General features: G+C 53.5%; 22 protein-coding genes. 9 read left to right on the plus strand and 13 right to left on the minus strand.

Annotation, left to right across the window (positions count from 1 at the left end):
- Positions 1-5 precede the first annotated feature (5 nt).
- From JQ822_RS20010 to JQ822_RS20025, 4 genes are all read left to right on the plus strand, one after another.
- Positions 6-1,175: an ABC transporter substrate-binding protein gene (locus tag JQ822_RS20010; RefSeq protein WP_213134936.1), complete on the plus strand. Its 1,170-nt coding sequence runs from the start codon at positions 6-8 to the stop codon at positions 1,173-1,175.
- Positions 1,148-2,683 carry a thiamine ABC transporter permease gene (locus tag JQ822_RS20015; protein ID WP_213134937.1) on the plus strand — a complete coding sequence of 512 codons (1,536 nt, stop codon included), beginning with the start codon at positions 1,148-1,150 and terminating at the stop codon, positions 2,681-2,683. The genes JQ822_RS20010 and JQ822_RS20015 overlap by 28 nt, the downstream gene beginning before the upstream one ends.
- Positions 2,683-3,315 carry an ATP-binding cassette domain-containing protein gene (locus JQ822_RS20020; protein WP_213134938.1) on the plus strand — a complete coding sequence of 211 codons (633 nt, stop codon included), beginning with the start codon at positions 2,683-2,685 and terminating at the stop codon, positions 3,313-3,315. Before JQ822_RS20015 ends, JQ822_RS20020 begins: the two co-directional genes overlap by 1 nt.
- A gap of 87 nt (positions 3,316-3,402) precedes the next feature.
- Positions 3,403-4,710 (plus strand): sulfurtransferase, encoded by a 1,308-nt coding sequence (locus tag JQ822_RS20025; protein ID WP_213134939.1) that lies wholly within the window; start codon positions 3,403-3,405, stop codon positions 4,708-4,710.
- A gap of 7 nt (positions 4,711-4,717) precedes the next feature.
- Here the strand turns inward: JQ822_RS20025 and JQ822_RS20030 are convergent, their stop codons facing one another.
- Positions 4,718-5,341: a CDP-alcohol phosphatidyltransferase family protein gene (locus JQ822_RS20030; protein WP_213134940.1), complete on the minus strand. Its 624-nt coding sequence runs from the start codon at positions 5,339-5,341 to the stop codon at positions 4,718-4,720.
- Positions 5,334-5,903: a carboxymuconolactone decarboxylase family protein gene (locus JQ822_RS20035; protein WP_213134941.1), complete on the minus strand. Its 570-nt coding sequence runs from the start codon at positions 5,901-5,903 to the stop codon at positions 5,334-5,336. Before JQ822_RS20035 ends, JQ822_RS20030 begins: the two co-directional genes overlap by 8 nt.
- A gap of 81 nt (positions 5,904-5,984) precedes the next feature.
- Here JQ822_RS20035 and JQ822_RS20040 point away from each other — a divergent pair, with 81 nt between their 5' ends.
- Positions 5,985-6,392, plus strand: a complete 408-nt coding sequence (locus JQ822_RS20040) for a pyrimidine (deoxy)nucleoside triphosphate diphosphatase (protein WP_213135011.1) — start codon at positions 5,985-5,987, stop codon at positions 6,390-6,392.
- On the opposite strand, the gene JQ822_RS20045 is transcribed toward JQ822_RS20040, so the two are convergent.
- On the minus strand, positions 6,358-6,633 hold the full coding sequence (locus tag JQ822_RS20045) for a YnjH family protein (protein WP_213134942.1): 276 nt from the start codon (positions 6,631-6,633) through the stop codon (positions 6,358-6,360). The genes JQ822_RS20040 and JQ822_RS20045 overlap by 35 nt on opposite strands.
- A gap of 238 nt (positions 6,634-6,871) precedes the next feature.
- Between JQ822_RS20045 and gdhA the strand changes: the two genes are divergently transcribed.
- A complete protein-coding gene (gene gdhA / locus JQ822_RS20050) occupies positions 6,872-8,215 on the plus strand; it encodes an NADP-specific glutamate dehydrogenase (RefSeq protein WP_213134943.1) in 1,344 nt (447 codons plus the stop codon).
- Between the two features lie 56 nt (positions 8,216-8,271).
- Here the strand turns inward: gdhA and topB are convergent, their stop codons facing one another.
- The 3 genes from topB to JQ822_RS20065 all read right to left on the minus strand — a co-directional run bounded on the left by topB (position 8,272) and on the right by JQ822_RS20065 (position 11,928).
- Positions 8,272-10,212, minus strand: coding sequence for a DNA topoisomerase III (gene topB / locus JQ822_RS20055; RefSeq protein WP_213135012.1), 1,941 nt, complete (start codon positions 10,210-10,212; stop codon positions 8,272-8,274).
- 4 nt (positions 10,213-10,216) lie between these two features.
- A complete protein-coding gene (gene selD, locus JQ822_RS20060; RefSeq protein WP_213134944.1) occupies positions 10,217-11,260 on the minus strand; it encodes a selenide, water dikinase SelD in 1,044 nt (347 codons plus the stop codon).
- Between the two features lie 116 nt (positions 11,261-11,376).
- A complete protein-coding gene (locus JQ822_RS20065) occupies positions 11,377-11,928 on the minus strand; it encodes an NAD(P)H nitroreductase (protein ID WP_213134945.1) in 552 nt (183 codons plus the stop codon).
- Positions 11,929-12,103: 175 nt separating this feature from the next.
- On the opposite strand from JQ822_RS20065, the gene sppA reads away from it, so the two are divergent.
- From sppA to pncA, 3 genes are read left to right on the plus strand one after another with little or no spacing between them, the layout of a single operon-like run.
- A complete protein-coding gene (gene sppA, locus JQ822_RS20070; protein WP_213134946.1) occupies positions 12,104-13,960 on the plus strand; it encodes a signal peptide peptidase SppA in 1,857 nt (618 codons plus the stop codon).
- Between the two features lie 56 nt (positions 13,961-14,016).
- Positions 14,017-15,033: an asparaginase gene (gene ansA / locus JQ822_RS20075; protein WP_213134947.1), complete on the plus strand. Its 1,017-nt coding sequence runs from the start codon at positions 14,017-14,019 to the stop codon at positions 15,031-15,033.
- A gap of 14 nt (positions 15,034-15,047) precedes the next feature.
- The gene (pncA, locus tag JQ822_RS20080; protein WP_213134948.1) at positions 15,048-15,686 is read left to right on the plus strand and encodes a bifunctional nicotinamidase/pyrazinamidase; all 639 of its coding nucleotides are present in this window, start codon (positions 15,048-15,050) and stop codon (positions 15,684-15,686) included.
- Between the two features lie 37 nt (positions 15,687-15,723).
- Here the strand turns inward: pncA and JQ822_RS20085 are convergent, their stop codons facing one another.
- The 7 genes from JQ822_RS20085 to JQ822_RS20115 form a co-directional block, all read right to left on the minus strand.
- Entirely contained in the window at positions 15,724-17,082 is a 1,359-nt protein-coding gene (locus tag JQ822_RS20085) for an MFS transporter (RefSeq protein WP_213134949.1), read from the minus strand.
- Between the two features lie 139 nt (positions 17,083-17,221).
- Positions 17,222-17,980 carry a DeoR/GlpR family DNA-binding transcription regulator gene (locus tag JQ822_RS20090; RefSeq protein ID WP_213134950.1) on the minus strand — a complete coding sequence of 253 codons (759 nt, stop codon included), beginning with the start codon at positions 17,978-17,980 and terminating at the stop codon, positions 17,222-17,224.
- 136 nt (positions 17,981-18,116) lie between these two features.
- Positions 18,117-19,100 (minus strand): NADH-dependent methylglyoxal reductase, encoded by a 984-nt coding sequence (ydjG, locus tag JQ822_RS20095; RefSeq protein WP_213134951.1) that lies wholly within the window; start codon positions 19,098-19,100, stop codon positions 18,117-18,119.
- 9 nt (positions 19,101-19,109) lie between these two features.
- Positions 19,110-20,057, minus strand: coding sequence for a carbohydrate kinase family protein (locus JQ822_RS20100; protein WP_213134952.1), 948 nt, complete (start codon positions 20,055-20,057; stop codon positions 19,110-19,112).
- A gap of 4 nt (positions 20,058-20,061) precedes the next feature.
- Complete coding sequence (locus JQ822_RS20105) at positions 20,062-20,898, minus strand: ketose-bisphosphate aldolase (RefSeq protein ID WP_213134953.1); 837 nt, start codon at positions 20,896-20,898, stop codon at positions 20,062-20,064.
- A gap of 24 nt (positions 20,899-20,922) precedes the next feature.
- A complete protein-coding gene (locus tag JQ822_RS20110; RefSeq protein WP_213134954.1) occupies positions 20,923-21,966 on the minus strand; it encodes an NAD(P)-dependent alcohol dehydrogenase in 1,044 nt (347 codons plus the stop codon).
- A 17-nt stretch (positions 21,967-21,983) separates the two neighbouring features.
- Positions 21,984-23,363 carry an MFS transporter gene (locus JQ822_RS20115; RefSeq protein WP_213134955.1) on the minus strand — a complete coding sequence of 460 codons (1,380 nt, stop codon included), beginning with the start codon at positions 23,361-23,363 and terminating at the stop codon, positions 21,984-21,986.
- Positions 23,364-23,371: the final 8 nt, after the last annotated feature.

The following is a 23,371-nucleotide window of genomic DNA, read 5'->3' on the forward strand; positions in this document are numbered from 1 at the left end:
AGAGTATGCGCTACTGCTTATTGTGCCTGGGTTTGTTGTTTTCTCCGCTGGCGACCTTCGCGCAGGGCGACAGCTGGCAGCAAGTCAAAAACGACGCCCACGGTCAGACGGTGTGGTTCAACGCCTGGGGGGGGGATAATGCGGTGAACCAGTATCTCGACTGGGTGAGCAGCGAGATGAAAACGCATTACGCCATTAACCTGAAAATTGTGCGTCTGGCCGATGCCGCCGACGCAGTAAAGCGTATTCAAACTGAGGCCGCCTCCGGGCGTAAAACCGGCGGCTCCGTCGATTTATTGTGGGTGAATGGCGAAAATTTCCGTACGCTGAAAGAAGCCAATCTGCTGCAAACCCAGTGGGCGCAAACGCTACCCAACTGGCGCTATGTCGATACTCAGCAGCCTGTCAGCGAAGACTTCTCCATCACAACGGAGGGTGCAGAGTCACCGTGGGGCGGCGCGCAGCTAACTTTTATCGCCAGTCGCGATGCTACCGAACAACCGCCGCAAACCCCGCAGGCCTTGCTGGCGTTTGCCAAAACGCATCCCGGTACGGTGACCTACCCACGCCCGCCTGATTTTACCGGAACGGCTTTTCTTGAGCAGTTGCTGATTGCACTCACCACACAGCCGCAAGCGCTGAAAATAGCGCCCGATGCAGCAACATTCGCTGAGGTTACCGCCCCACTGTGGCAGTATCTGGACGCACTTCATCCTTTTTTGTGGCGTGAAGGGAAAGATTTCCCCCCCACGCCCGCACGAATGGACGCGCTGCTGAATAACGGCGTGCTGCGTTTATCGCTGACCTTTAACCCTGCGCACGCCCAACAAAAAGTAGCCCGCGGTGAATTGCCCAAAAACAGCTACAGCTTTGGTTTTGCACAAGGAATGATTGGCAACGTGCATTTTGTCACTATTCCGGCGAACGCCAGCGCCAGCGCCGGGGCAAAAGTTGTTGCCAATTTCTTGCTTTCTCCCGAGGCGCAGCTGCGTAAGGCCGACCCCGCTTACTGGGGCGACCCTTCGGTTCTCGACCCGCAAAAATTACCTACTGCGCAGCGTGAAGCGCTGCAGGCACGTATCCCCAAAGGACTTCCCGCCGTACTTCCTGAACCGCATGCGGCCTGGGTAAACGCACTGGAACAAGAATGGCTACGCCGTTACGGTACGCATTAATCCTGTTGCTATGGGGCATCATGGCGGTAATTTATTTACCGCTGATACCCGCCGCCGTCACGCTGGTCGCACCTGCGCTTTCCCTCTCTCACTGGCAGGCGCTGTTCGCCGATCCCCAGTTGCCGCAATCACTAATGGCGACGCTGGTTTCCGTTACGCTGGCGTCCCTTGGCGCGCTGATTATTACGCTATTAGCGATCCTCGCCCTGTGGCCCGGCGCGGGCTGGGCGCGACTGTGCACCCGACTCCCCTGGCTGCTGGCGATTCCGCACGTCGCCTTCGCCACCAGCATCCTGCTGCTGTTTGCCGAAGGCGGCCTGCTGTATCGTGTACTGCCTTTTCTTACCCCACTGGCCGACCGCTACGGTATCGGCCTTGGCATGACGTTAGCCGTCAAAGAGAGCGCTTTTTTGCTGTGGATCCTCTCAGCCTTGTTGAGTGAAAAGCATCTTTCGCAGCAGGTCATCGTGCTGGATTCGCTGGGTTACAGCCGACTGCAATGCCTGAACTGGTTAGTTCTGCCCTCTGTCGCCCCGGCGTTAAGCAAAGCCATGCTGGCGGTCATTGCCTGGTCACTCTCCGTCGTGGATGTGGCGATCGTCCTCGGTCCCGGTAACCCGCCGACGCTTGCGGTGTTGAGCTGGCAATGGCTCACTCAGGGCGATGCAGACCAACAGATAAAAGGCTCGCTCGCCAGCCTGTTACTGGTGCTGCTGCTGGGCGTGTATGCGCTGGTTGGCTATCTGTTGTGGCGCACCTGGCAGCGCACCATTTCGGCGGTGAGCGGTGACCGTCTGCGTTTTTCATCATACCCAACTGGACGCGCGCTGGCGCAACTGGTACCCGCGAGCGGCGTGTTCTGTCTGCTGGTTCTGGCGCTGGTTGCGCAGTATTCATCAGTCGATCGCCAGACGCTGTTCACCAGCCTGCAACTGGGTCTGCTTGCCAGCACGCTGGCATTAATCACGCTGTTGTTATGGCTGGAATGGGGACCACAACGCAGACATCATTGGGTCTGGCTGCCGATTATTCTGCCTGCGCTGCCGCTGGTCACCGGGCAATATACTCTGGCGCTGCACGCAGACCTGGATGGTCAGTTGACGACGGTTATCTGGGGACATCTGCTGTGGGTCACACCGTGGATGCTGTTTGTGCTCAAACCCGCGTGGCAACGGATTGATCCGCGTCTGATTCTGATTGCGCAAACGCTGGGCTGGACGCGGGGTCGCATCTTCTGGCAAGTGAAATGTCCGCAGCTAACGCGCCCGGCGCTGATTGCTTTCGCGGTGGGTTTTTCCGTCAGTATCGCCCAGTATATGCCGACCCTGTGGTTAGGGGCCGGACGCTTTCCCACGCTCACGACCGAGGCCGTAGCATTGAGCAGCGGCGGCAGTGCGGCACTGCTGGCGTCACAGGCGCTGTGGCAGCTGCTGTTGCCGCTATTTGTTTTCGTACTGTCCGCGTTACTCTCCGCGTGGGTTGGCCGCTTTCGACAAGGACTCCGCTAATGCTTATCGTGCAAAATGTTTCACTGCGCCGGGGACCTGACGTCCTGCTCAAAGAAGTCAATTTCGAGGTCAATAAAGGTGACATTGTCACTATTATGGGACCCTCGGGCTGCGGCAAGTCATCGCTGTTATCGTGGATGGTTGGCGCGCTTTCTCCAAAGCTTCAGGCATCTGGCGAACTGTGGCTTAACCGTCGGCGTATAGACACGTTGCCAACGGCGCAGCGGCAAATTGGCATTTTGTTCCAGGACGCCCTGCTGTTCGACCATTTCAGCGTTGGGCAGAATTTGCAGTTGGCGCTCCCGGCAAACCTGAAAGGCTCTGCCCGACGCGATGAGGTCGAGCGCGCTCTTGAACGTGCCGGGCTGGCAGGGTTTTACCCTCGCGATCCGGCTTCGCTCTCCGGCGGGCAACGATCGCGCGTTGCCCTGCTGCGCGCACTGCTGGCGAAACCGCAGGCGCTGCTGCTGGATGAGCCGTTCAGTCGACTGGATACCTCACTGCGCGACACTTTTCGCCAGTGGGTATTTGACGAGGTGCGCAAGCTGGGCATCCCCGTGGTTCAGGTTACCCATGACGCGCAGGATGTTCCGCCCGCAGGCCGCGTTTTGCAGATGGCGAACTGGGCATGAATGTGGCGATATGCTGCGTTAACGCAAGGATTTTACCAGGCTGGCGGCACAGAATGTCGTCTTCTTTTTTTAACGTCGGGCTATTCGATGAAACGTGTTTCTCAAATGACCGCGCTGGCACTGGCTTTAGGGCTCGCTTGCGCTTCTTCCTGGGCTGCTGAAACAACACAGATGCTCACCCTCAACCAGCTACAGCAGCAACACGGCAAGGCAATCGACACCCGCCAGAGCGCGTTTTATAACGGCTGGCCACAATCGCTCAATGGTCCTTCCGGACATGAGCCTGCCGCACTCAACCTGTCTGCCGCCTGGCTCGACAACATGAACGATGAGCAGCTCTCCGCCTGGGTTAAACAGCATCAGTTAAAAACCGATACACCGGTGGCGCTGTATGGCCGCGAAAGCGACATGCAGGCCGTCAAAGCACGTCTGCAGAACGTCGGCTTTAGCCAACTCTCCACGCTCAGCGATGCGCTACAGGATCCCGCGCGCCTGCAGCGCCTGCCGCACTTCGAACAACTGGTTTACCCACAGTGGCTGCACAATCTCCAGCAGGGTAAAGACGTGGCCGCTAAACCGGCCGGTGACTGGAAAGTGATTGAGGCTGCCTGGGGTGCGCCGAAACTCTATCTGCTCAGCCATATCCCCGGTGCGGGCTACATTGATACCAACGAAGTCGAAAGCGAACCGCTGTGGAACAAAGTCTCCGACGCGCAGCTCAAAGCGATGCTGGCCAAACACGGTATCCGCCACGACACCACGGTGATTTTGTATGGTCGCGATGTGTATGCAGCAGCGCGTGTCGCACAAATTATGCTGTATGCGGGCGTGAAAGATGTTCGCCTGCTTGACGGTGGCTGGCAGACGTGGTCCGACGCAGGATTACCGGTCGAACGCGGCACGCCCCCTACGGTAAAACCAGAACCTGATTTCGGCGCGACTATTCCCGCCCAACCGCAACTGATGCTGGATATGGAACAGGCGCGTGGCCTGCTGCACCGTCAGGATGCGTCTTTGGTGAGCATTCGTTCATGGCCGGAATTTATCGGCACCACCAGCGGCTATAGCTACATTAAGCCAAAAGGTGAGATCGCAGGCGCACGCTGGGGTCACGCAGGCAGCGACTCCACGCATATGGAAGACTTCCATAATCCGGACGGCACCATGCGCAGCGCGGACGATATCGCCGCCATGTGGAAGCAGTGGAACATCCTGCCGGAGCAGCAGGTTTCCTTCTACTGCGGCACCGGCTGGCGCGCCTCAGAGACGTTTATGTATGCCCGCGCGATGGGCTGGAAAAACGTCTCGGTGTATGACGGCGGCTGGTACGAATGGAGCAGCAATCCGAAGAACCCGGTTGCCAGCGGTGAGCGCGGCCCGGACAGCAGCAAGTAATCTTTGATTATTCCTGACGCTGGACCGCTTTCAGCGTCAGATATCCGCTCCAGATCCGCGTAAACGTCGTCATCCAGCACAGCGCGCCAAATATCCACGCCAGCACGGCAAAGTAATCAGGAAACAGACAGGCCAGCACGAACAGCAATATTGTCTCGGTTCCTTCGGTCAATCCGCCCAGATAATAAAACGACTTATGCGCGTAGCCGGGGTTATCAATCTGGTGTTTCGCCGCCAGCGCCGCAAAGGCCAGGAAACTACTGCCGGTGCCGATAAACGCAAATAATAGCCAACTGCCCGCCAGCGCATTTTGCTCGGGCGCTGCCAGAATAAATCCAAACGGCACCAGCGCGTAAAACAGAAAATCGAGTGAAATATCGAGGAATCCCCCGGCATCGGTAAGCCCCCTGCGCCGCGCCAGCGCGCCGTCCAGTCCGTCAAACAACCGATTAAGTACAATGGCAACCAGTGCCGCCGGATACCAGCCAAGAGCCAGGAACGGCAAGGCCAGCACGCCAATGGCAAAGCCGATTAGCGTCAGGCCGTCCGGCGAAATACCGGGTTTATCGATAACGCGCACACACTGATGTAACAGCGGTTTTAATCGCGGATGAAGATGACGGTCAAGCATGCGGGCGTCCTTTGAAGCTGTCGCACAGCCCCTGTGATGGAATATCCAGCGCAGCGTTAAAACGCGCCGAGAGATTTTGAAACGCAATCAGCGCGGTCATTTCGGTAATCGCGTCGTCGGCAAAATACTGCTTCATTTGCGCCTTCAGTGCATCATCAACCCGCGGCGGCGTGGCGGTCACTGCATCCGCATAGGCCAGGGCTACGCGCTCTTCTTCGCTAAACAGCGCAGACTCCTGCCAGTTGGCCACCTGCTGCACTTTATCCAGCGCCCCGCAACGTTCGGCGAGCCGCAAGCTGTTGGCATCCACGCAAAAGGCGCAATGGCACACCTGCGAAACGCGGGTCATCAACAGCGCCCGCAACACCGGCGTTAAGCGCGCTTTTTTACGCTCCAGAAATCCGACAAACAGCGCCACCAGCCAGAACAAAAACGGCATGCGGCCCCACCAACGCGTGGGATGCAGTACATCGCCATAGTGTTTTTTCTGCGTCGCGACAAGCGGTGACAAGCTGGAAGGGATACGCGTCAACGGTTTTACCCACGACTGAGGATCGTTCAACGGTTGCTCCTGAATACTTTTGGTGAAACTTATGGTTGAGGATAGTATGTCATTTTCTGCTGTTAGATCTTGATGAATATGATGAAAATCCTCGACGTGGTCGCCGCTATCCTTGAACGTGATGGCAAAATTTTACTGGCTCAGCGCCCGGCGCATACGGATCAGCCGGGTATGTGGGAGCTTGCTGGCGGCAAGGTTGAGTCTGGCGAAAGCCAGCCGCAGGCGCTGATGCGTGAACTGCGTGAGGAACTCGGTATTGAGGCGGTCGTTGGGCAATACGTTGCCAGCCATCAACGCGAAGTGTCAGGCCGGATGATTCACCTGCATGCCTGGCATGTGCCGGCTTATCAGGGCGAACTGAACGCGCATGAGCATCAGCAACTGGTGTGGTGCTCACCTGAAGAGGCGCTGGAGTATCCGCTGGCGCCTGCCGACATCCCGCTCTTGCAGGCGTTTATTCTTTTACGCGACGCCAGACCAGCGGATTAGTACTGATCGTTTTATCATCGCGCTGGCATTGCAACAGTACGCCATCGGCCTTGATCACCGCACCTTCCGAATAGTTTTGATCCTGATAAATGCAGCACTGACTACACGGCTGCGCACGCTGACCGCTGGAACTGAACACTTCCGGCGGCACGTTAACCTGTACATCCGGGCGATAAAGCTGATTTGCCAGTGCCGCGCTGGACAGCATTGCCAGCGCACCTGCCATGATAAAACGGCGCATATTTTTTCCTTTTAAACTGACATCTATGCACAGTATAACGGTAGAAACCGGCAGAAACTTTAGTCCCTTCCCTCATCGTTTTTGGTTATGACCGATGCCACACTATTAATTTCCTTAGCGGGGTTAATTTTTTTCTTGCGTCCCGTCACACTGCTGATGTTATAGTCAAAAACTGCACAACACTTAACACAAACATCAAAAATATAACCATATCAATACATAAGAGGTTTTTATATCTATGGATCAGACATGTTCTCTGGAGTCATTTCTCAACCATGTGCAAAAGCGCGACCCGAATCAAACCGAGTTCGCGCAAGCCGTTCGTGAGGTAATGACGACGCTGTGGCCGTTCCTCGAACAAAACCCGCGTTACCGCCAAATGTCGCTGCTGGAACGCCTGGTTGAGCCTGAGCGCGTGATCCAGTTCCGCGTGGTCTGGCTGGATGACCGTAATCAGGTGCAGGTTAACCGTGCCTGGCGCGTGCAGTTTAGCTCTGCGATTGGCCCCTACAAAGGCGGCATGCGTTTCCATCCGTCGGTAAACCTGTCGATCCTGAAATTCCTCGGCTTCGAGCAGACCTTTAAAAACGCCCTCACCACTCTGCCGATGGGCGGAGGTAAAGGCGGTAGCGATTTCGATCCGAAAGGGAAAAGCGAAGGCGAAGTGATGCGTTTTTGCCAGTCACTGATGACAGAACTGTTCCGCCACTTAGGGCCAGACACTGACGTCCCGGCGGGCGATATCGGCGTGGGTGGTCGTGAAGTCGGCTTTATGGCCGGGATGATGAAAAAACTGTCCAACAACAGCGCCTGCGTCTTTACCGGGAAAGGTCTGTCGTTTGGCGGCAGTTTGATCCGCCCGGAAGCGACTGGCTACGGCCTGGTGTACTTCACCGAAGCGATGCTCAAACGCCATGGTCTGGGCTTTGAAGGCATGCGCGTCGCCGTTTCCGGCTCCGGTAACGTGGCACAATTCGCCATTGAGAAAGCGATGGAGTTTGGCGCGCGCGTGGTGACCGCCTCTGATTCCAGCGGTACCGTGGTCGACGAAAGTGGATTTACCAAAGAAAAACTGGCGCGTCTGTGCGCGATTAAAGACAGCCGCGATGGTCGGGTGGCGGATTATGCCCGCGAGTTTGGCCTGACCTATCTGGAAGGCAAGCAGCCGTGGTCGGTGCCGGTTGATATCGCCCTGCCGTGCGCCACGCAGAACGAACTGGATGTGGAAGCCGCGCAAATGCTTATCACCAACGGCGTCAAGGCCGTGGCCGAGGGTGCAAATATGCCGACCACCATCGAAGCCACCGATCTGTTCCTGGAGGCCGGCGTGCTGTTTGCGCCAGGTAAAGCCGCCAACGCCGGTGGCGTAGCGACATCCGGTCTGGAAATGGCGCAGAACGCCGCACGTCTGGGCTGGAAAGCAGAGAAAGTGGATGCGCGTCTGCACCACATCATGCTGGATATTCACCATGCCTGCGTCGAGTACGGTGGTGAGAGCAAACAAACCAACTACGTACGTGGCGCCAACATCGCGGGCTTCGTGAAGGTTGCCGACGCGATGCTGGGCCAGGGTGTGATTTAATTTTGTTTCTATAGACCGGATAAGGCACGCGTGCCGTCATCCGGCCTACAAACGTATTACAGGCTCGCCTCATCAGATGGCGGGCCTTTTTTCGCCGTGCGTTTACGCGGCGCGCTCTTTTTCTTTTCCGCGCCAGTGGGCGCCGTAATTCCCCGGAATCGGCGCACCGGCGTGCGTTTGGCCTGGTCGATAAGCTGATACAGCGTGTCCACCAGCGGCTGCATAAAGTCCTGATAGCGACACTGTTTTTCACTGATTTGCGTCAGGATCGATTCCCAGTGCGCGGTCATATCTGGACGCGTTGCCATTTCGGGCAGCGAATGAAACAGCGCTTTTCCAGGATCCGTAGAGTGTATATAGCGGCCTTTCTTCACGAGGAATCCGCGCTTAAACAGCAGTTCTATAATCCCCGCACGCGTGGCTTCCGTTCCCAGTCCATCGGTGGCGCGCAGGATCTTTTTCAGATCTTTATCCTGCACAAACCGCGCAATCCCGGTCATCGCCGACAGCAGCGTTGCGTCGGTAAAATGGCGCGGCGGCTGGGTCTGACGTTCCACCACTTCGCCTTTCTCGCACAAGAGTTCGTCATCTTTTGCCACGACCGGCAGCGGCGTACCGTCGTTCTCTTCATCGCGCTCTTTGTTGCCAAGCAGCGTGCGCCACCCGGCTTCCGCGAGGAAACGGGCTTTGGCCACAAACTTGCCTTTCGCAATATCCAGTTCAATAACGCACTTACGGAATACCGCGTCCGGGCAGAACTGCATCAGATATTGACGCGCAATCAGGTTATACACCTTTGCTTCGTTATCATTCAGGTTGATGGATGAAGTGCGCGCGGTGGGAATAATCGCGTGGTGCGCATCGACCTTTTTATCATCCCAGCAGCGATTACGCGTATCAGGATTAACCGCCGGCTGCGGTAGTAAATCTGGCGCGTGGACCGCGATCGCGTTCATCACCGCATGACGCCCGGCAAAGTGTTCCTCCGGCAGATAGCGGCTATCTGAACGCGGATAGGTGATTAGTTTATGGGTTTCATACAGCTTCTGGCAGATATCCAGTACGTTTTGCGCGCTCAGCCCGAAGCGTTTAGCCGCTTCAATCTGCAACGCCGACAGCGAAAACGGTAGAGGTGCAGATTCTGATTCCCGTTTATCGTTATAGCTGGTGACTATCGCCGGTTGACCGTTGATGCGGTTCACCACGTGCTCAGCCAGCGTACGATTCAGCAAACGCCCTTCTTCATCCTGATACGGCTCACACGCCTCGCTGGGCTGCCAGATAGCGGTAAAACGCTCGTCGGCAGGCGTGACGATATGCGCTTTCACTTCAAAGAAATCTTTGGCAACGAAGTTTTCAATCTCTTCATCACGACGCACCACCAGGCCGAGAACCGGCGTCTGTACGCGCCCGACGGAGAGTACGCCCTGATAACCCGCATTACGCCCGAGGATGGTGTAAGCACGCGTCATATTGATGCCATACAGCCAGTCAGCGCGCGCACGCGCCAGCGCCGAGACGCACAGCGGGATGAACTCACTGTTGGCGCGCAGGCGAGAAATCGCCCGCTCTACCGCCTGTGGGTTAAGGTCGTTAATCAGGCAACGTTGTACCTGCTGGCGCTTTTCTGGCGCCAATTGCAGGTAATCCAGCACTTCATCAACCAGCAACTGTCCTTCACGATCGGGGTCTCCCGCGTGAATGACTTCACTGGCTTCATGCAGAAAGCGCTTAATGACGTTGAGCTGTTTAGTGACGGAGGGACGCGGCTGCAGTTGCCACTTTTGCGGCACAATCGGCAGATCGACCAGACTCCAGCGCGCATAGCGACTGTCGTAGGCGTCCGGCTGCGCCTGTTCAAGCAGGTGACCGATACACCAGGTCACCACTTGTCCGTTTCCGCATTCAATAAAACCATCACCTTTGCGATGCGGCTTAGGTAGCACATCGGCAATGGCGCGCGCCAGACTCGGTTTTTCGGCAATAAACAACCGCATCGAATTAACGGATCTCAACCATGGCGCGACCGCCACGGGCTTCCACCAGTTCACCAATGGCGGTGAGGGCAATGCCAAACTGCGCCGCGACCGCTTTAACTTCAGCTTCAGATTCCGGGGTCACAGCCAACAACAGGCCGCCGGAGGTTTGCGGATCGCACAGCAAATCGCGTACCGCCTGCGGCATTTCACCCATCAGGTGTCCGTAGCTGGCAAAGTTGCGCTGTGTGCCGCCCGGTACTGCGCCCTGCGCGATGTACTCTTCAACGCCAGGCAGTTTTGGAATATCCTGGTAAACTACCTGTGCCTGGACTCCCGCCCCCTGGCACATCTCGCTCAGGTGCCCCAGCAGACCGAAACCGGTGACGTCGGTCATGGCTTTCACGCCATCAATATCTGCAAACGCCGCACCAGCAACGTTCATGCGACACATGACTTCCGTCGCCAGTCCAACATGCTCGGGCTTGAGCAGCGATTTTTTCTCTGCGGTGGTCAACACGCCTATACCCAACGGCTTGGTGAGAAACAGCTTGCATCCCGCTTCAGCGGTGCTGTTTTTCTTCACGCGTTCGGTCGGAACCACGCCCGTCACGGCCAGACCAAAAATCGGCTCCGGAGCATCGATAGAGTGTCCACCCGCCAGCGCAATGCCAGCCTCGCGACAGGCAAAACGCCCGCCTTCGGTCACTTCGCGGGCGATTTCCGGTGCCAGCTTATCGAGAGGCCAGCCCAGAATCGCGATAGCCATAATCGGTTTGCCGCCCATGGCGAAAATATCGCTGATGGCGTTGGTCGCGGCGATGCGGCCAAAATCAAACGGATTATCGACAATCGGCATAAAGAAATCGGTGGTGCTGATAACGCTGGTGCCATTACCCAGATCGTACACCGCCGCGTCATCGCGGGTTTCATTTCCCACGAGTAAATTCGGATCAATAAACTTCGCCTGATCGCTGTGCAGGATGGTTTCCAGCACTTTGGGGGAAATTTTACAACCGCAACCGGCTCCGTGGCTGTATTGCGTTAAACGAATAGCTTGCTCGCTCATGGACTACTCCTGTCATTGCAATCGGGCTATGGTAGCGCTCATTCCATGATGTGGTAAGAGTGACTGTCTGAATTCGGGTGTCTTTGCTCATAATCCAGACAGTTTTGCCGTTGATATCAGAAATAACGGACGAACGAGGTCGGATCGGCAAGGTTTATCGAGGTGGAAGCTTTAAGCTGCGGCGTCCCCAGATAAAGGAAACCGACAATTTTATCCTGTGGGCGACAATCAAACGCTTCGCGGACCACCGAGCTTTCCGTTAATGCGCCAGTGCGCCAGATTCCGCCAAAGCCTTGCGCAATCGCGGCCATCTGCATTGCCATTACCGCGCAACCGGCAGACATTTCCTGCTCCCACTGCGGGACTTTGTCGCTTTCTTCACATTTCGCAACTACCGTAATAATCAGTGGTGCACGAAACGGCGCAGTACGCGCTTTTTCGACGGCCTTTTCGTCACCCTCTGCGGCTATCGCCCCTTTTTCGAGCACGCTGCTAAAACGCTCACGGCCTTCACCTTCAATGACAAAAAATTGCCACGGCTGCAACGTTTTGTGATCCGGTGCACGCATCCCCGCCCGCAGGATGTTTTGCAGTTGCTCGCCCGCCGGTGCAGGTTCAACAAGACGGGAGGTGCTACGACGAGTCATAAGTAATTCGAGTGCATCCATTTGCTTAACTCCAACAATGAGATTTATTCACAAAATTAACACGTGAGCGAATTTTGTTACAGCACCGGTAGTGATTCCTGCTGACAAGTGCCTGCCGGGTCATTACGATAGCCACATCTTAACGCCTTTATCCGGTAGAACGGAGAGGCGTGTTGCTCATCGGTAGGGAGAATACATGCGAACCCTGTGGCGTTTTATTGCCGGAATTTTTAAATGGACGTGGCGAATACTGAATTTCGTCCGTGAATGTGTACTGAATCTGTTCTTTATTTTTCTGGTACTGGTGGGCGTGGGTATCTGGATGCAGGTCAGCAGCAGCAATACCAGTGAACACGCCGAGCGAGGCGCGCTGCTGCTGGATATCTCGGGCGTCATTGTTGATAAACCCTCAAGCACCAGCCGCTTAAGCGTGATTGGCCGTCAGCTGTTTGGCGCCAGCTCCGATCGTCTGCAGGAAAACTCGCTGTTCGATATCGTCAACACCATTCGCCAGGCAAAAGACGATCGCAACATCACCGGCATCGTGATGGATTTAAAAAACTTTGCCGGAGCCGACCAGCCGTCCATGCAGTATATCGGCAAAGCGCTGCGCGAATTCCGCGACAGCGGGAAACCGGTGTTTGCCGTGGGCGATAACTTCAGCCAGGGGCAGTATTATCTGGCGAGTTTTGCCAACAAAATTTGGCTCTCCCCGCAGGGTTCGGTTGACCTGCACGGCTTTGCCACCAACGGTCTGTACTACAAGTCTCTGCTGGATAAGCTGAAAGTCTCTACCCACGTGTTCCGCGTCGGCACCTATAAGTCTGCCGTCGAGCCGTTTATTCGCGACGATATGTCCCCGGCCGCGCGTGAAGCCGACAGTCGCTGGATTGGCGAGCTGTGGCAGAACTACCTCGACACCGTTGCTGCTAACCGTCAGATCCCGGCTCAACAGGTGTTCCCTGGCGCGCAGGCCATGCTTGATGGTCTGACGAAAGTGGATGGCGATACCGCGAAGTACGCCCTCGACAATAAACTGGTCGATGCCCTCGCCTCCAGCGCCGAAGTAGAAAAATTGCTGACCAAACAGTTTGGCTGGAGCAAAGCGGATAAAAACTATCGCGCCGTCAGCTATTACGATTACACGCTAAAAACCCCGGCTGACACTGGCGACAGCATTGGCGTGGTCTTTGCCAATGGCGCGATTATGGACGGTGAAGAAACGCCAGGTAATGTCGGAGGTGACACCACCGCCGCGCAGATCCGCGAAGCACGCCTCGATCCGAAGGTGAAAGCCATTGTCCTGCGCGTGAACAGCCCAGGCGGCAGCGTCAGCGCCTCCGAAGTGATCCGCTCTGAGTTGGCTGCGGCAAAAGCGGCGGGCAAACCGGTAGTCGTGTCCATGGGTGGCATGGCGGCATCAGGTGGGTACTGGATCTCAACCCCGGCAAGCTACATTGTGGCGAACCCCAGCACCTTAACTGGCTCAATCGGCATCTTTGGCGTGATCAACACCGTTGAGCACAGCCTGGATTCCATTGGTGTGCATACCGACGGCGTGGCAACCTCACCGCTGGCCGATATTTCCGTCACCAAAGCATTGCCGCCGGAAGTGCAGCAGATGATGCAACTCAGCATCGAGAACGGTTATAAGCGCTTCATCACACTAGTGGCAGATGCACGTAAGACAACGCCAGAGCAGATTGATAAAATCGCGCAGGGCCACGTCTGGACAGGTCAGGATGCGAAAGCTAACGGCCTGGTCGACAGTCTCGGTGACTTCGACGACGCCGTAGCAAAAGCGGCGGAACTGGCCAAACTGAAACAATGGCACATTGATTATTATCAGGACGAACCGACGTTCGTTGATATGGTCATGGACAGCATGTCAGGTTCCGTGCGCGCTATGTTGCCAGAAGCGATTCAGGCCATGCTCCCCGCGCCGTTAGCCTCTGCGGCAAGCGTGGTAAAAACCGAAAGTGATAAGCTGGCCGCATTTAACGACCCGCAGAACCGTTATGCGTTCTGCCTGACCTGCGCCAACGTTCGCTAACAATTGACCCCTCTTCGGGATGAAGAGGGGTTTTTCTTTGAGACAGAAGAAACGTCATGCAGAAGAAATCGATTTACGTTGCCTATACCGGCGGTACCATCGGTATGCAGCGCTCAGAACAAGGTTACATTCCCGTTTCCGGCCATCTTCAGCGCCAGCTGGCATTGATGCCTGAATTCCACCGCCCCGAGATGCCTGACTTCACCATTCACGAATACGTTCCGCTGATGGATTCCTCCGATATGACACCAGAAGACTGGCAGCATATTGCGGCAGATATTAAAGCGCACTACGACGAATATGATGGTTTTGTTATCCTGCACGGCACCGATACTATGGCGTTCACCGCCTCGGCGCTCTCGTTCATGCTGGAGAATCTGGGTAAACCGGTTATTGTGACAGGGTCACAAATTCCGCTGGCAGAGCTACGCTCAGACGGACAAATCAATTTGCTGAATGCGTTGTACGTAGCAGCCAATTATCCAATCAATGAAGTCACGCTGTTTTTCAACAATCGATTGTATCGCGGCAACCGCACCACCAAGGCGCACGCCGACGGATTTGACGCTTTCGCCTCGCCCAACCTTGCGCCCTTGCTCGAAGCGGGGATCCACATCCGCCGTCTGGGAACGCCACCAGCGCCACACGGTGCGGGTGAGTTGATTGTGCACCCTATTACCCCACAGCCAATTGGCGTGGTCACCATTTATCCGGGGATTTCCGCTGACGTGGTGCGTAACTTCCTGCGCCAGCCGGTCAAAGCGTTAATACTGCGTTCCTACGGCGTGGGTAATGCCCCGCAAAATAAGGAGTTCCTGAAGGAGCTTGAGGATGCCAGTTCGCGCGGTATTGTGGTGGTGAACCTCACCCAGTGTATGTCCGGCAAGGTAAACATGGGCGGTTATGCAACCGGGAATGCCTTAGCGCATGCGGGCGTGATTGGCGGCGCGGATATGACTGTCGAAGCCACGCTCACCAAGCTGCATTATTTACTGAGCCAGGGACTGGACACACAGGCGATTCGCACGGCGATGACGCAAAACCTGCGTGGCGAACTCACGCCGGACGAGTAAATGAGTCGATGACAATGACCCGAGCATTATTGCTGGTTGATTTACAAAACGACTTTTGTGCCGGTGGCGCCCTCGCCGTCCCGCAGGGTGACAGCACAATCGATATTGCCAACCGCCTGATTGACTGGTGCGATACGCGTGGCGATACCGTGGTCGCCAGTCTGGACTGGCACCCGGCTAATCACGGCAGCTTCGCCAGTCAGCATCAGGTTGCCCCCTACAGCCAGGGGCAACTCGACGGTCTGGCGCAAACCTTCTGGCCCGATCACTGCGTGCAAAACAGCGAAGGCGCTGCCCTGCATCCCCTGCTGAACCAGCGTGCGATTACTCAAACGTTCACTAAGGGTGAGAACCCGCTGGTCGACAGCTACAGTGCGTTTTTTGATAACGGTCGCCGTCAGGCTACTGCGCTGAATGCGTGGCTTCAGCAACATCGTATTTCTGAGCTCATCATCATGGGGCTGGCAACCGACTATTGCGTCAAATTTACCGTCCTTGATGCGCTGGATCTGGGCTATACCGTCAATGTGATTACCGACGGCTGCCGTGGCGTCAATATTCAGCCGCAGGACAGTGCACACGCTTTTATGGAAATGGCGGCGGCGGGTGCGACGCTGTATACCCTGGCAGACTGGCTGGAAACCCAGCCGTAAGTGACACCGACAGGGTCACTCCTGTCGGCGCGTCATCTCAGACCAGCGTTGAAATGTCTTCCAGCGAAACTTTACGTGTTTCGACGCCAAAACAAAAAAGAATCAACGCGCAAAACACCAGTATTACACCTAGCACAATAAAGACCGTAATCGAGCCGTAGCGTGTCAACAGAATAGCGACGCCATAAGGCGTGAACACCGCCACAATCCTTCCCACAGCATTCACAAAACCCGATCCCCGCAATCTGAGGTGCGTAGGCCACAGTTCCGGAACATACACCGCAGAAGCAAAGCAAACATACATATACAGAAAAAAGATCATCACCAGCCCGTAGCTCAGAATAGCCCACTCTTCGGTTTGAACCGAATAGAAGTATCCGAGCATCGCGATAATAATCAGCAAGAATGAACCAAATAATCGCCGGGGAAAACGATCGATGATCAGCGCGGCAATAAATATCCCAACCGGCGCGCCAATCATAATTATCGCGGTCATAAAGATGGATTTTGTCACATCGATTCCCGAATTAACAAAAATCGTCGGGATCCATACCGTAATTGTATAGAGCGAAATATTCATCGCGATAAGCACGGTGATCGCCACCAGCGTACAGCGCAACATCGGCCCCTTCAGCAATAGCCAGAATGAACCACTTTCCGAGCTTAAGTCCGCCGTCAGGCAATCGCTCTGGCAGGAAGGTAAGGTGATATTTTTCTCTTTCTCAATTTGCGATTCCACCTGTAAAAGGTGTTTTTCAGCCTCGCTTCTCTGCCCTTTGCCAGCCAGCCAGCGAGGAGATTCAATAAAGTACTTGCCGGACAAATACCATGCCAACAGCATAGCTGCGCCGCCGAGCAGAAACATCACCCGCCAGCTTAAAAAAGTAATGACCACAACACCAATTGCCGCCGATAACATTGGCGACCAGTTGCCGACAAACGACAGGCGGGCAGACCACTTCCCGCGCACCGCAGGCGGAATAAATTCGGTAAATGAGGCATAACCTACCATAATTAGCGCCCCCATTCCGGTCCCCATCAGGCAACGGAAAAAGATAAGCCAGTACATGTTGGGTACAAAAGTAGCCGCGCAGGCAGAGACCCCGACGATCAGCAAATTGATGCGGAATGCTTTGCGTCTACCGAAATAATCACCAATAAAGCCACCGGTCAGTGAGCCGATAAAGTAGCCAAACATCAACGCTGAGGTAAATGCGGCGTTGAGATAATTATTTGACCAACTGGTACTGACTAATTTTGCCAATACCACATTCCCGGAATAGCTGAGAAAACCGGTGACTAATAAACTAAAACTAATAATGCCGAAAATACGAAAATGAAACCGAGATAAGGGTAAGCGATCTAATCTTGCGCCGATAGGGTCACATTGTTCCATCTGGATGCCTCAAATTCAGCTAAATAGAAAGTATGGTGATCGCGGCAGAAGCAATTTTGCCGCGCCATCCATCATCATTAGATTCTTATGGCATTATCCAGGTGCAAACTAAAATAACATCACACGACCCACGTTAAAATTAATAAATGAGTTGAATATTATTCTCTTTGCAAAATGCAATCCACTCTGCACCCGGTGCCTTATTAGTTATAAGGTAATTAATATGGCTAAAGTCCGCGAGCTGGACGAAAGCTTTACGATCAAATTTTGAGTGATCAACCAACAGAGCCACCTCGGTCGCCTGACGAATCATAGTTTTTTTTATTTCCGCTTCCGCTTCGTTGGAGTCAAGAGCCCCGCTCTGCATGTCCAGACCTTTGCAGCTCATCACCATGATATCAACATGATAGCGGCTGATGATCTCCTTGGTGATCCTTCCCTGCAGCGACAGCGTATTCTTATTCAACTCACCGCCAGTAGAAACAACGTTAATTTCCGACTGCGCCAGTTCATGAAATGCTTCAGCCGAATTGGTGAGCAGCGTCAGATCGTTTCTTTCCTTCAACAGCTTTAATAATTCCATCGCTGTACTGCTGGAGTCAGCAGCCATTGTGGTCTTATTTTTAATAAACGGTAATGCATTACGGGCAATAATCTGCTTCTCTTCAAAAAAAGACTTTGCACGTTTATAAAAATGAATATTGTCGGCCAACGCGGTAGTGTTGAGCACCGCACCGCCATATGTTCGGGTCAAAAAACCTTCATCTTCCAGCTTTTCCAGATCGCGGCGAATTGTTTCCTCAGTCACCTGAAAGATTGAACTTAAATTAGATACCGCCACTTTCTTATCATTAGCCACCATTTGCTTAATGGCCTGAATCCTGTCTTTTGCCGCCACGATGACACCTCTGTTTCCTGCAAAGTAATAATAAGACCCAAGTATCGCACAGGCTATGTTTATTTTCAAAAGAACATGTCTGAATCACAGATTTTAGTGCTATTTTACACAGAAACAGAGGTCAATCCCATCTCGCTTATTTTATATCCAACGCCTCAGCCATTCGTCTCATCAATAGTGAATCGTCATCCGTTAATACGATAGTCAGCGCCTCAACATTCTCACGAACCTGCTCTGGCGCGGTTGCGCCGCTCAGTAAGGTGATTAAATCGCTTTGCTTTAATATCCACGCCAGAGCCAACGCGGGGATCGTACAGCGATACTTTTCACACAACGGCTGCCACCGTTCGAGCATATCAATCACTCGCAGCATGTTTTCCCGCTGAAACCAAACTTTGTTAGCCCGCGCACCGCCGGGAACATAATCCCGGGCGATAGTTCCGGTCAACAGACCCTGCTCAAGCGGAGAATAGACCTGCACGATAATGCCATTCTGCTGGCATAACGGCAGCAGTTCAGCTTCCAGCGCGCGGTCAAGAATGCTGTACTTGGCCTGCACGATATCCAGTTCACCGTGTTTGAGATACTCCTTAATGTGCCCGGCATCCACGTTCGCCGCGCCAATAGAACGGATTTTACCCTCTTTCTTTAGTGCATTCAGCGTGTCCACTGTTTCCGCAATCGGCGTAAAACAGGGCTCAACCGACTGCCAGTGGGTCATATAGATATCAATACTCTCGATGCCCAGTCTCAGCAGGCTGGCATCCACCTCTTCGCGAATCGACTCGGACGTAAGATTTTTGTACAGCTGGCGGTCACCCACTTTGTTAAACAGGCTGCCTGTTCTCTCCCAGACGATGCCGCATTTAGTTTCAACAACGATATCGTTACGAGGCAGCTTTTTCAGCGCCTGCCCGACAATCACTTCACTGTTGCCGAAGTTGTAGCCAGGCGCGGTATCAATCAAATTAATGCCGCAGCGATGCGCCTCCACAATGGTGTCGATGCAAATCTGCAGGTCGAGATCGCCGTTCCATGCCGGGCCGCCGCCAATGGCCCATGTGCCTAATCCCATGCGAGAAAGCGTAATGTCCGTACTGCCTAAAGGAATCATTTTCATCTGCTGCTATTACCCTTCATATTCATCGAGAAGTTGTTCAACCAGCTTTCTGCTCTTCACGCCCGTCGTGGCCCCCACGCTCAGAACCGATATCGCGGCCGTTGCGTTAGCAAACAGCGCGCACTCACGCAGTGTTTTGCCTTCAAGCAGCGCGGAGATAAATCCCGAAGCAAAATTATCCCCTGCACCGATAGTGTCGATAGCGGTAATTCCCGAAACGGCCGGAACCTCTATTTTCATATCGGAACGCTTGATAAAGCAGCCTCTCTTACCAGTCTTAATCACTACCGTCTTCACGCCGCAGCTCAAAAAAATGTCGGCAATTTCATCCAGAGTCCCTTTCCCGGTGAGCAGTTTTGCCTCTTCAAAATTAGGAAATAAGTAATCCACGTAGCTCAACGCCTCGCGGATGTCGTCCAGCGTTTCATTCAGTCGCGGTTTAATCATATCGGCGCAGATAATTAGCTTATGCGCTTTCGCCTGAGTGAAAATAGCTGTTAACGCTTTACCGTCCAGCAAGGGACTATTAAAGATGCTTGCCAGCGACAGCAGCTTCACCTGCGAGAAACGCTCAAAATCAACATCGTTTATATTCAGCTTCCATAGGCTGCCATTACGGTTAGTCACAAAAGTACGCTCACCATCGGCTGTGACTAAACCCACGTTAATGGAAGTATCAATTTCAGAATCCTGCTTCAGACTCTGAATATCAATATTCTCCCGACGACAGTGGTCGAGAATAAAATGACCTGCTGCATCAGCACCTACCCGACTCATTAGCGTTGTACGATGACCGAGACGAGAAATAATAGTCGCTTCATTAATCGCATCTCCCCCGGTGGTCATAGCAATACGTTCCAACGGATAAGAATCTACATCAAAGATATTTTTACTTACCGGCTGCAAGGGAATATCAACAATAGCTGCCCCTATACAAATAACCTCGATATTATCCATGTTGTCATTCCGCTTTACCGTCAGAACCAAACAGTTTAATTTTCTCCAGAGCGCGCTCTTTTACCGCTTTGCGAACTTCACGCTCAACGTGCAGGAAAGGCTGATTTTGGTTCTCTTGTACCGCAACCATCGCCGCCTGACACAGTTCGGTGTGGATATTGATTTTCGAGATGCCTAATGAAATGGCTTTTTTGATATCCGCATCGCTAATGCCCGACGCACCATGCAGCACCAGCGGAACGGATACCGCTTCGCGTACGCGTTTAACCACGTCGAAATTCAGTTTCGGCTCTGAGGTATAGACGCCGTGCTGGTTACCAATCGCTACTGCCAAAGAATCACAGCCGGTGCGCTCGACAAACTCCGCCGCCTGATCCGGATCGGTATAGTGATAACCCGCCAGCGCCTCTTCGTACACCGTTTCATTGCCCACATGGCCCAGCTCGGCTTCAACCGGCACACCCAGCGGATGGAAAAAATCCACTGCCTCTTTTGTCAGACGAATATTCTCTTCGAAATCAAAGGCAGAGGCATCGCGCATCAGCGAATTCATACCATGGACCCAGGCGTTATGGATAATCTCCATGCTGCGCCCGTGATCCCAGTGGGTAATAACCGGTACCGAGGCCTTTTTGGCCATTGAAACCATCATATGCGAAAAATCTTCAAACGAGGTATTGCCGACAAACCCGGTACCGAATGAGATAATTACCGGTGATTTCGACTCTTCCGCCGCATCAATCACCCCCATTAGCATTTCCGCATTCCACACGTTAAAGTGGGCAATTGCATAATGTTTATTCTGTGCATCGTTTTCCCAGTATTTAATATCTGCCAGCATGGTAATTTCTCCCTTATCAATAAATTAATGGTTAACTTTAATAACGCCTTTAATAATTTCGCGTTTGTTATTAACGGATTCATCAAACGCGCGCTGAACATCTTCATAATCATAAATATGCGTCACCATCGACTTCACATCGAAACGACCGGAGGAGATGGCTTCAATAGTAACCGGGTAGCGGTTGGCATAACGGAAAACGGTCTGAATTGAGACCTCACGGTTAATTTTGAGGAAATTAATCGCCGAATCTCCGGGCACCGTACCGACGATCATGATTTTTCCGCCGCGCATCACCAGATACGGGGTCTGTTTAACGGTGATTGCCGAACCTGCAGTTTCAAAAACAATGTCGGCCCCCATATCGCCCGCGAACTGCTGACAGCATGCGACCGTATCCTCTTTTGCTCCGTTGATGACGGTCATTGCGCCAAGCTGTTCGGCTATTGCGAGGCGTTTTTCCAGTACATCAACCACCGCAATATCGGTTGCACCCAGGTATTTACAGGCTTGCAGGGTCATTAAGCCGATACAGCCAGCCCCCAGAATGACGATTTTCTTACCCGGTTTAACATCTGCCAGCATTGCGGCATGCATCCCCACAGCAGCAGGTTCTACCAGCGCCCCTTCCATGGTGTCCATGTTGTCGGGTAGCTTGTAAGTGAAACTCTCCGGGTGGCATAGATAGTGGGTTAGCGCGCCGCGATAATTTGGCTGCGTGGCCATAAAATCGACGTCCGGGCAGATGTTGTATTTACCCTCGAGGCAGTAGCGGCAGTGACCACACGGCACGCCCGGCTCAATATTAACCCGGTCACCCGGTTTAAATTTGGTCACGAGGTTCCCTATCGCCACCACCGTACCGGCGCATTCATGCCCGAGACCAATTTCCTGGTTTGGATCTTTCGGCGGAATAAAAGGACCAGATTCAAAACCATGCACATCTGAGCCGCAAATACCAACATATTCAATTTTAATCAGAACTTCATGTTCTTTCGGTATAGGCATATCGGCAGCGATAATTTTCATCGTGCCCGGCGTTTTTAATATCGCTTTTGAATTTTGCATTCTCTTTCCCGTCAATATTATTTGCTGGTAACTGCATCAATGCCTAGACTTTCGACAGAGACGCCTTTGGTTTCAATTCCGATAGTTGCAATGGCGATAGCGACAATAATGGAGACAGCACCCAGTAGTACAAACACCCCCGTCACGCCGTAACCATTAAGCAATACCGCGACCGCATAAGGCGCGGCGATACCACTGATGCGCCCTACCGCGTTGGCGAGTCCGGAGCCACGGAGTTTCGCTTCGGTCGGCCATATTTCCGGAACATAGACTGCCGAGGCATAGCAAACGTACATATAAACAAAGGTAATCAGGAAGAAACCAATTAGCGTAATCAGCAACATACTGGTTTGCAGTGAATAGATATAACCCAGCACGGCAATTAACACTAATAAACCCACGCCCATGGTCTTTCTCGGAATTTTATCCATTACCAGCATGGCAATAAAAATCCCAAACGGCGCGCCGAACATGCTCATGGTATTTAAGACAATGGAGTCTTTCAGATTAATACCCTGAGTCATAAATATTGTCGGTAGCCAGTTAATTAAGGTGTACTGCACTACGTTCATGGCGATCAAAACAAAGGAACCCAAAATAACCCGCTTCAGCAATACTCCTGTTAATAAGGCTGAATACGGAACAGAGCGCGGTTGTTTGCCATTATCTTCTATCACAACTGGCGGCAGTGGCTTACCAGTCTGTCGAATGACACCTTCCTCAATTGCCTGCATCACCTTTTCAGCTTCCTGGTAGCGTCCGCGGGACTCCAGCCAGCGAGGTGACTCAGGGAAACTGCGCCATGCAATAACAGTTGCAATAAGCGACAACACCGCCGGGATCAACAACTGCACGCGCCAGTTCCATTCGGCGCTGATAAGTGGCGTCAGCCCCATCGCAATCAGTGAACAGAGCGGATAAGACCAGTTGCCGATAAACGAGACCCGACTGGACCAGGTACCACGATTTCTGCCAGGCATATATTCAGTGAACCCGGCAAATAAGGTCACCAATAGTGCGCCTAATCCCACCCCCATTACAAAACGACTGGCGATCAGGAAGGTCATATTTGGTGAAAACGCACCAACGATCATAGAAATAATATGAATCGATTCATACAGGATAAATGCGTTTTTACGCCCGGTTTTATCTCCGATAATTCCGCCAGCAAGCGCACCGATAAACATTCCCGCCGTCGTAATGGCGGAAAACGTGGCGGTGGTAGAGTTATCCGTCCAGCCGAGTTCTTTTAACTGTGCGAGAATTAATCCGCCAACGGCATTACTCCAGCAAACCAGTAATCCGAAGGCGACCATGGCAAACATTGACGTGTGCCAGCGGCAGTCAGGCAGACGATCCAACCTGGCGCCACAGTGCGGTTTAGCTATTTGTTCCATGCGATAAC

The sequence above is a fragment of the Citrobacter sp. FP75 genome, assembly GCF_018342065.1.
Lineage (GTDB): Bacteria > Pseudomonadota > Gammaproteobacteria > Enterobacterales > Enterobacteriaceae > Citrobacter.

Bases quoted from the DNA above. Each gene is read 5' to 3' on its own strand.
- JQ822_RS20010 (WP_213134936.1), top strand. From the start codon at position 6: ATGCGCTACTGCTTATTGTGCCTGGGTTTGTTGTTTTCTCCGCTGGCG.
- JQ822_RS20015 (WP_213134937.1), top strand. From the start codon at position 1,148: ATGGCTACGCCGTTACGGTACGCATTAATCCTGTTGCTATGGGGCATC.
- JQ822_RS20020 (WP_213134938.1), top strand. From the start codon at position 2,683: ATGCTTATCGTGCAAAATGTTTCACTGCGCCGGGGACCTGACGTCCTG.
- JQ822_RS20025 (WP_213134939.1), top strand. From the start codon at position 3,403: ATGAAACGTGTTTCTCAAATGACCGCGCTGGCACTGGCTTTAGGGCTC.
- JQ822_RS20030 (WP_213134940.1), bottom strand. From the start codon at position 5,341: ATGCTTGACCGTCATCTTCATCCGCGATTAAAACCGCTGTTACATCAG.
- JQ822_RS20040 (WP_213135011.1), top strand. From the start codon at position 5,985: ATGAAAATCCTCGACGTGGTCGCCGCTATCCTTGAACGTGATGGCAAA.
- JQ822_RS20045 (WP_213134942.1), bottom strand. From the start codon at position 6,633: ATGCGCCGTTTTATCATGGCAGGTGCGCTGGCAATGCTGTCCAGCGCG.
- gdhA (WP_213134943.1), top strand. From the start codon at position 6,872: ATGGATCAGACATGTTCTCTGGAGTCATTTCTCAACCATGTGCAAAAG.
- topB (WP_213135012.1), bottom strand. From the start codon at position 10,212: ATGCGGTTGTTTATTGCCGAAAAACCGAGTCTGGCGCGCGCCATTGCC.
- selD (WP_213134944.1), bottom strand. From the start codon at position 11,260: ATGAGCGAGCAAGCTATTCGTTTAACGCAATACAGCCACGGAGCCGGT.
- JQ822_RS20065 (WP_213134945.1), bottom strand. From the start codon at position 11,928: ATGGATGCACTCGAATTACTTATGACTCGTCGTAGCACCTCCCGTCTT.
- sppA (WP_213134946.1), top strand. From the start codon at position 12,104: ATGCGAACCCTGTGGCGTTTTATTGCCGGAATTTTTAAATGGACGTGG.
- ansA (WP_213134947.1), top strand. From the start codon at position 14,017: ATGCAGAAGAAATCGATTTACGTTGCCTATACCGGCGGTACCATCGGT.
- pncA (WP_213134948.1), top strand. From the start codon at position 15,048: ATGACCCGAGCATTATTGCTGGTTGATTTACAAAACGACTTTTGTGCC.
- JQ822_RS20085 (WP_213134949.1), bottom strand. From the start codon at position 17,082: ATGGAACAATGTGACCCTATCGGCGCAAGATTAGATCGCTTACCCTTA.
- ydjG (WP_213134951.1), bottom strand. From the start codon at position 19,100: ATGAAAATGATTCCTTTAGGCAGTACGGACATTACGCTTTCTCGCATG.
- JQ822_RS20100 (WP_213134952.1), bottom strand. From the start codon at position 20,057: ATGGATAATATCGAGGTTATTTGTATAGGGGCAGCTATTGTTGATATT.
- JQ822_RS20105 (WP_213134953.1), bottom strand. From the start codon at position 20,898: ATGCTGGCAGATATTAAATACTGGGAAAACGATGCACAGAATAAACAT.
- JQ822_RS20110 (WP_213134954.1), bottom strand. From the start codon at position 21,966: ATGCAAAATTCAAAAGCGATATTAAAAACGCCGGGCACGATGAAAATT.
- JQ822_RS20115 (WP_213134955.1), bottom strand. From the start codon at position 23,363: ATGGAACAAATAGCTAAACCGCACTGTGGCGCCAGGTTGGATCGTCTG.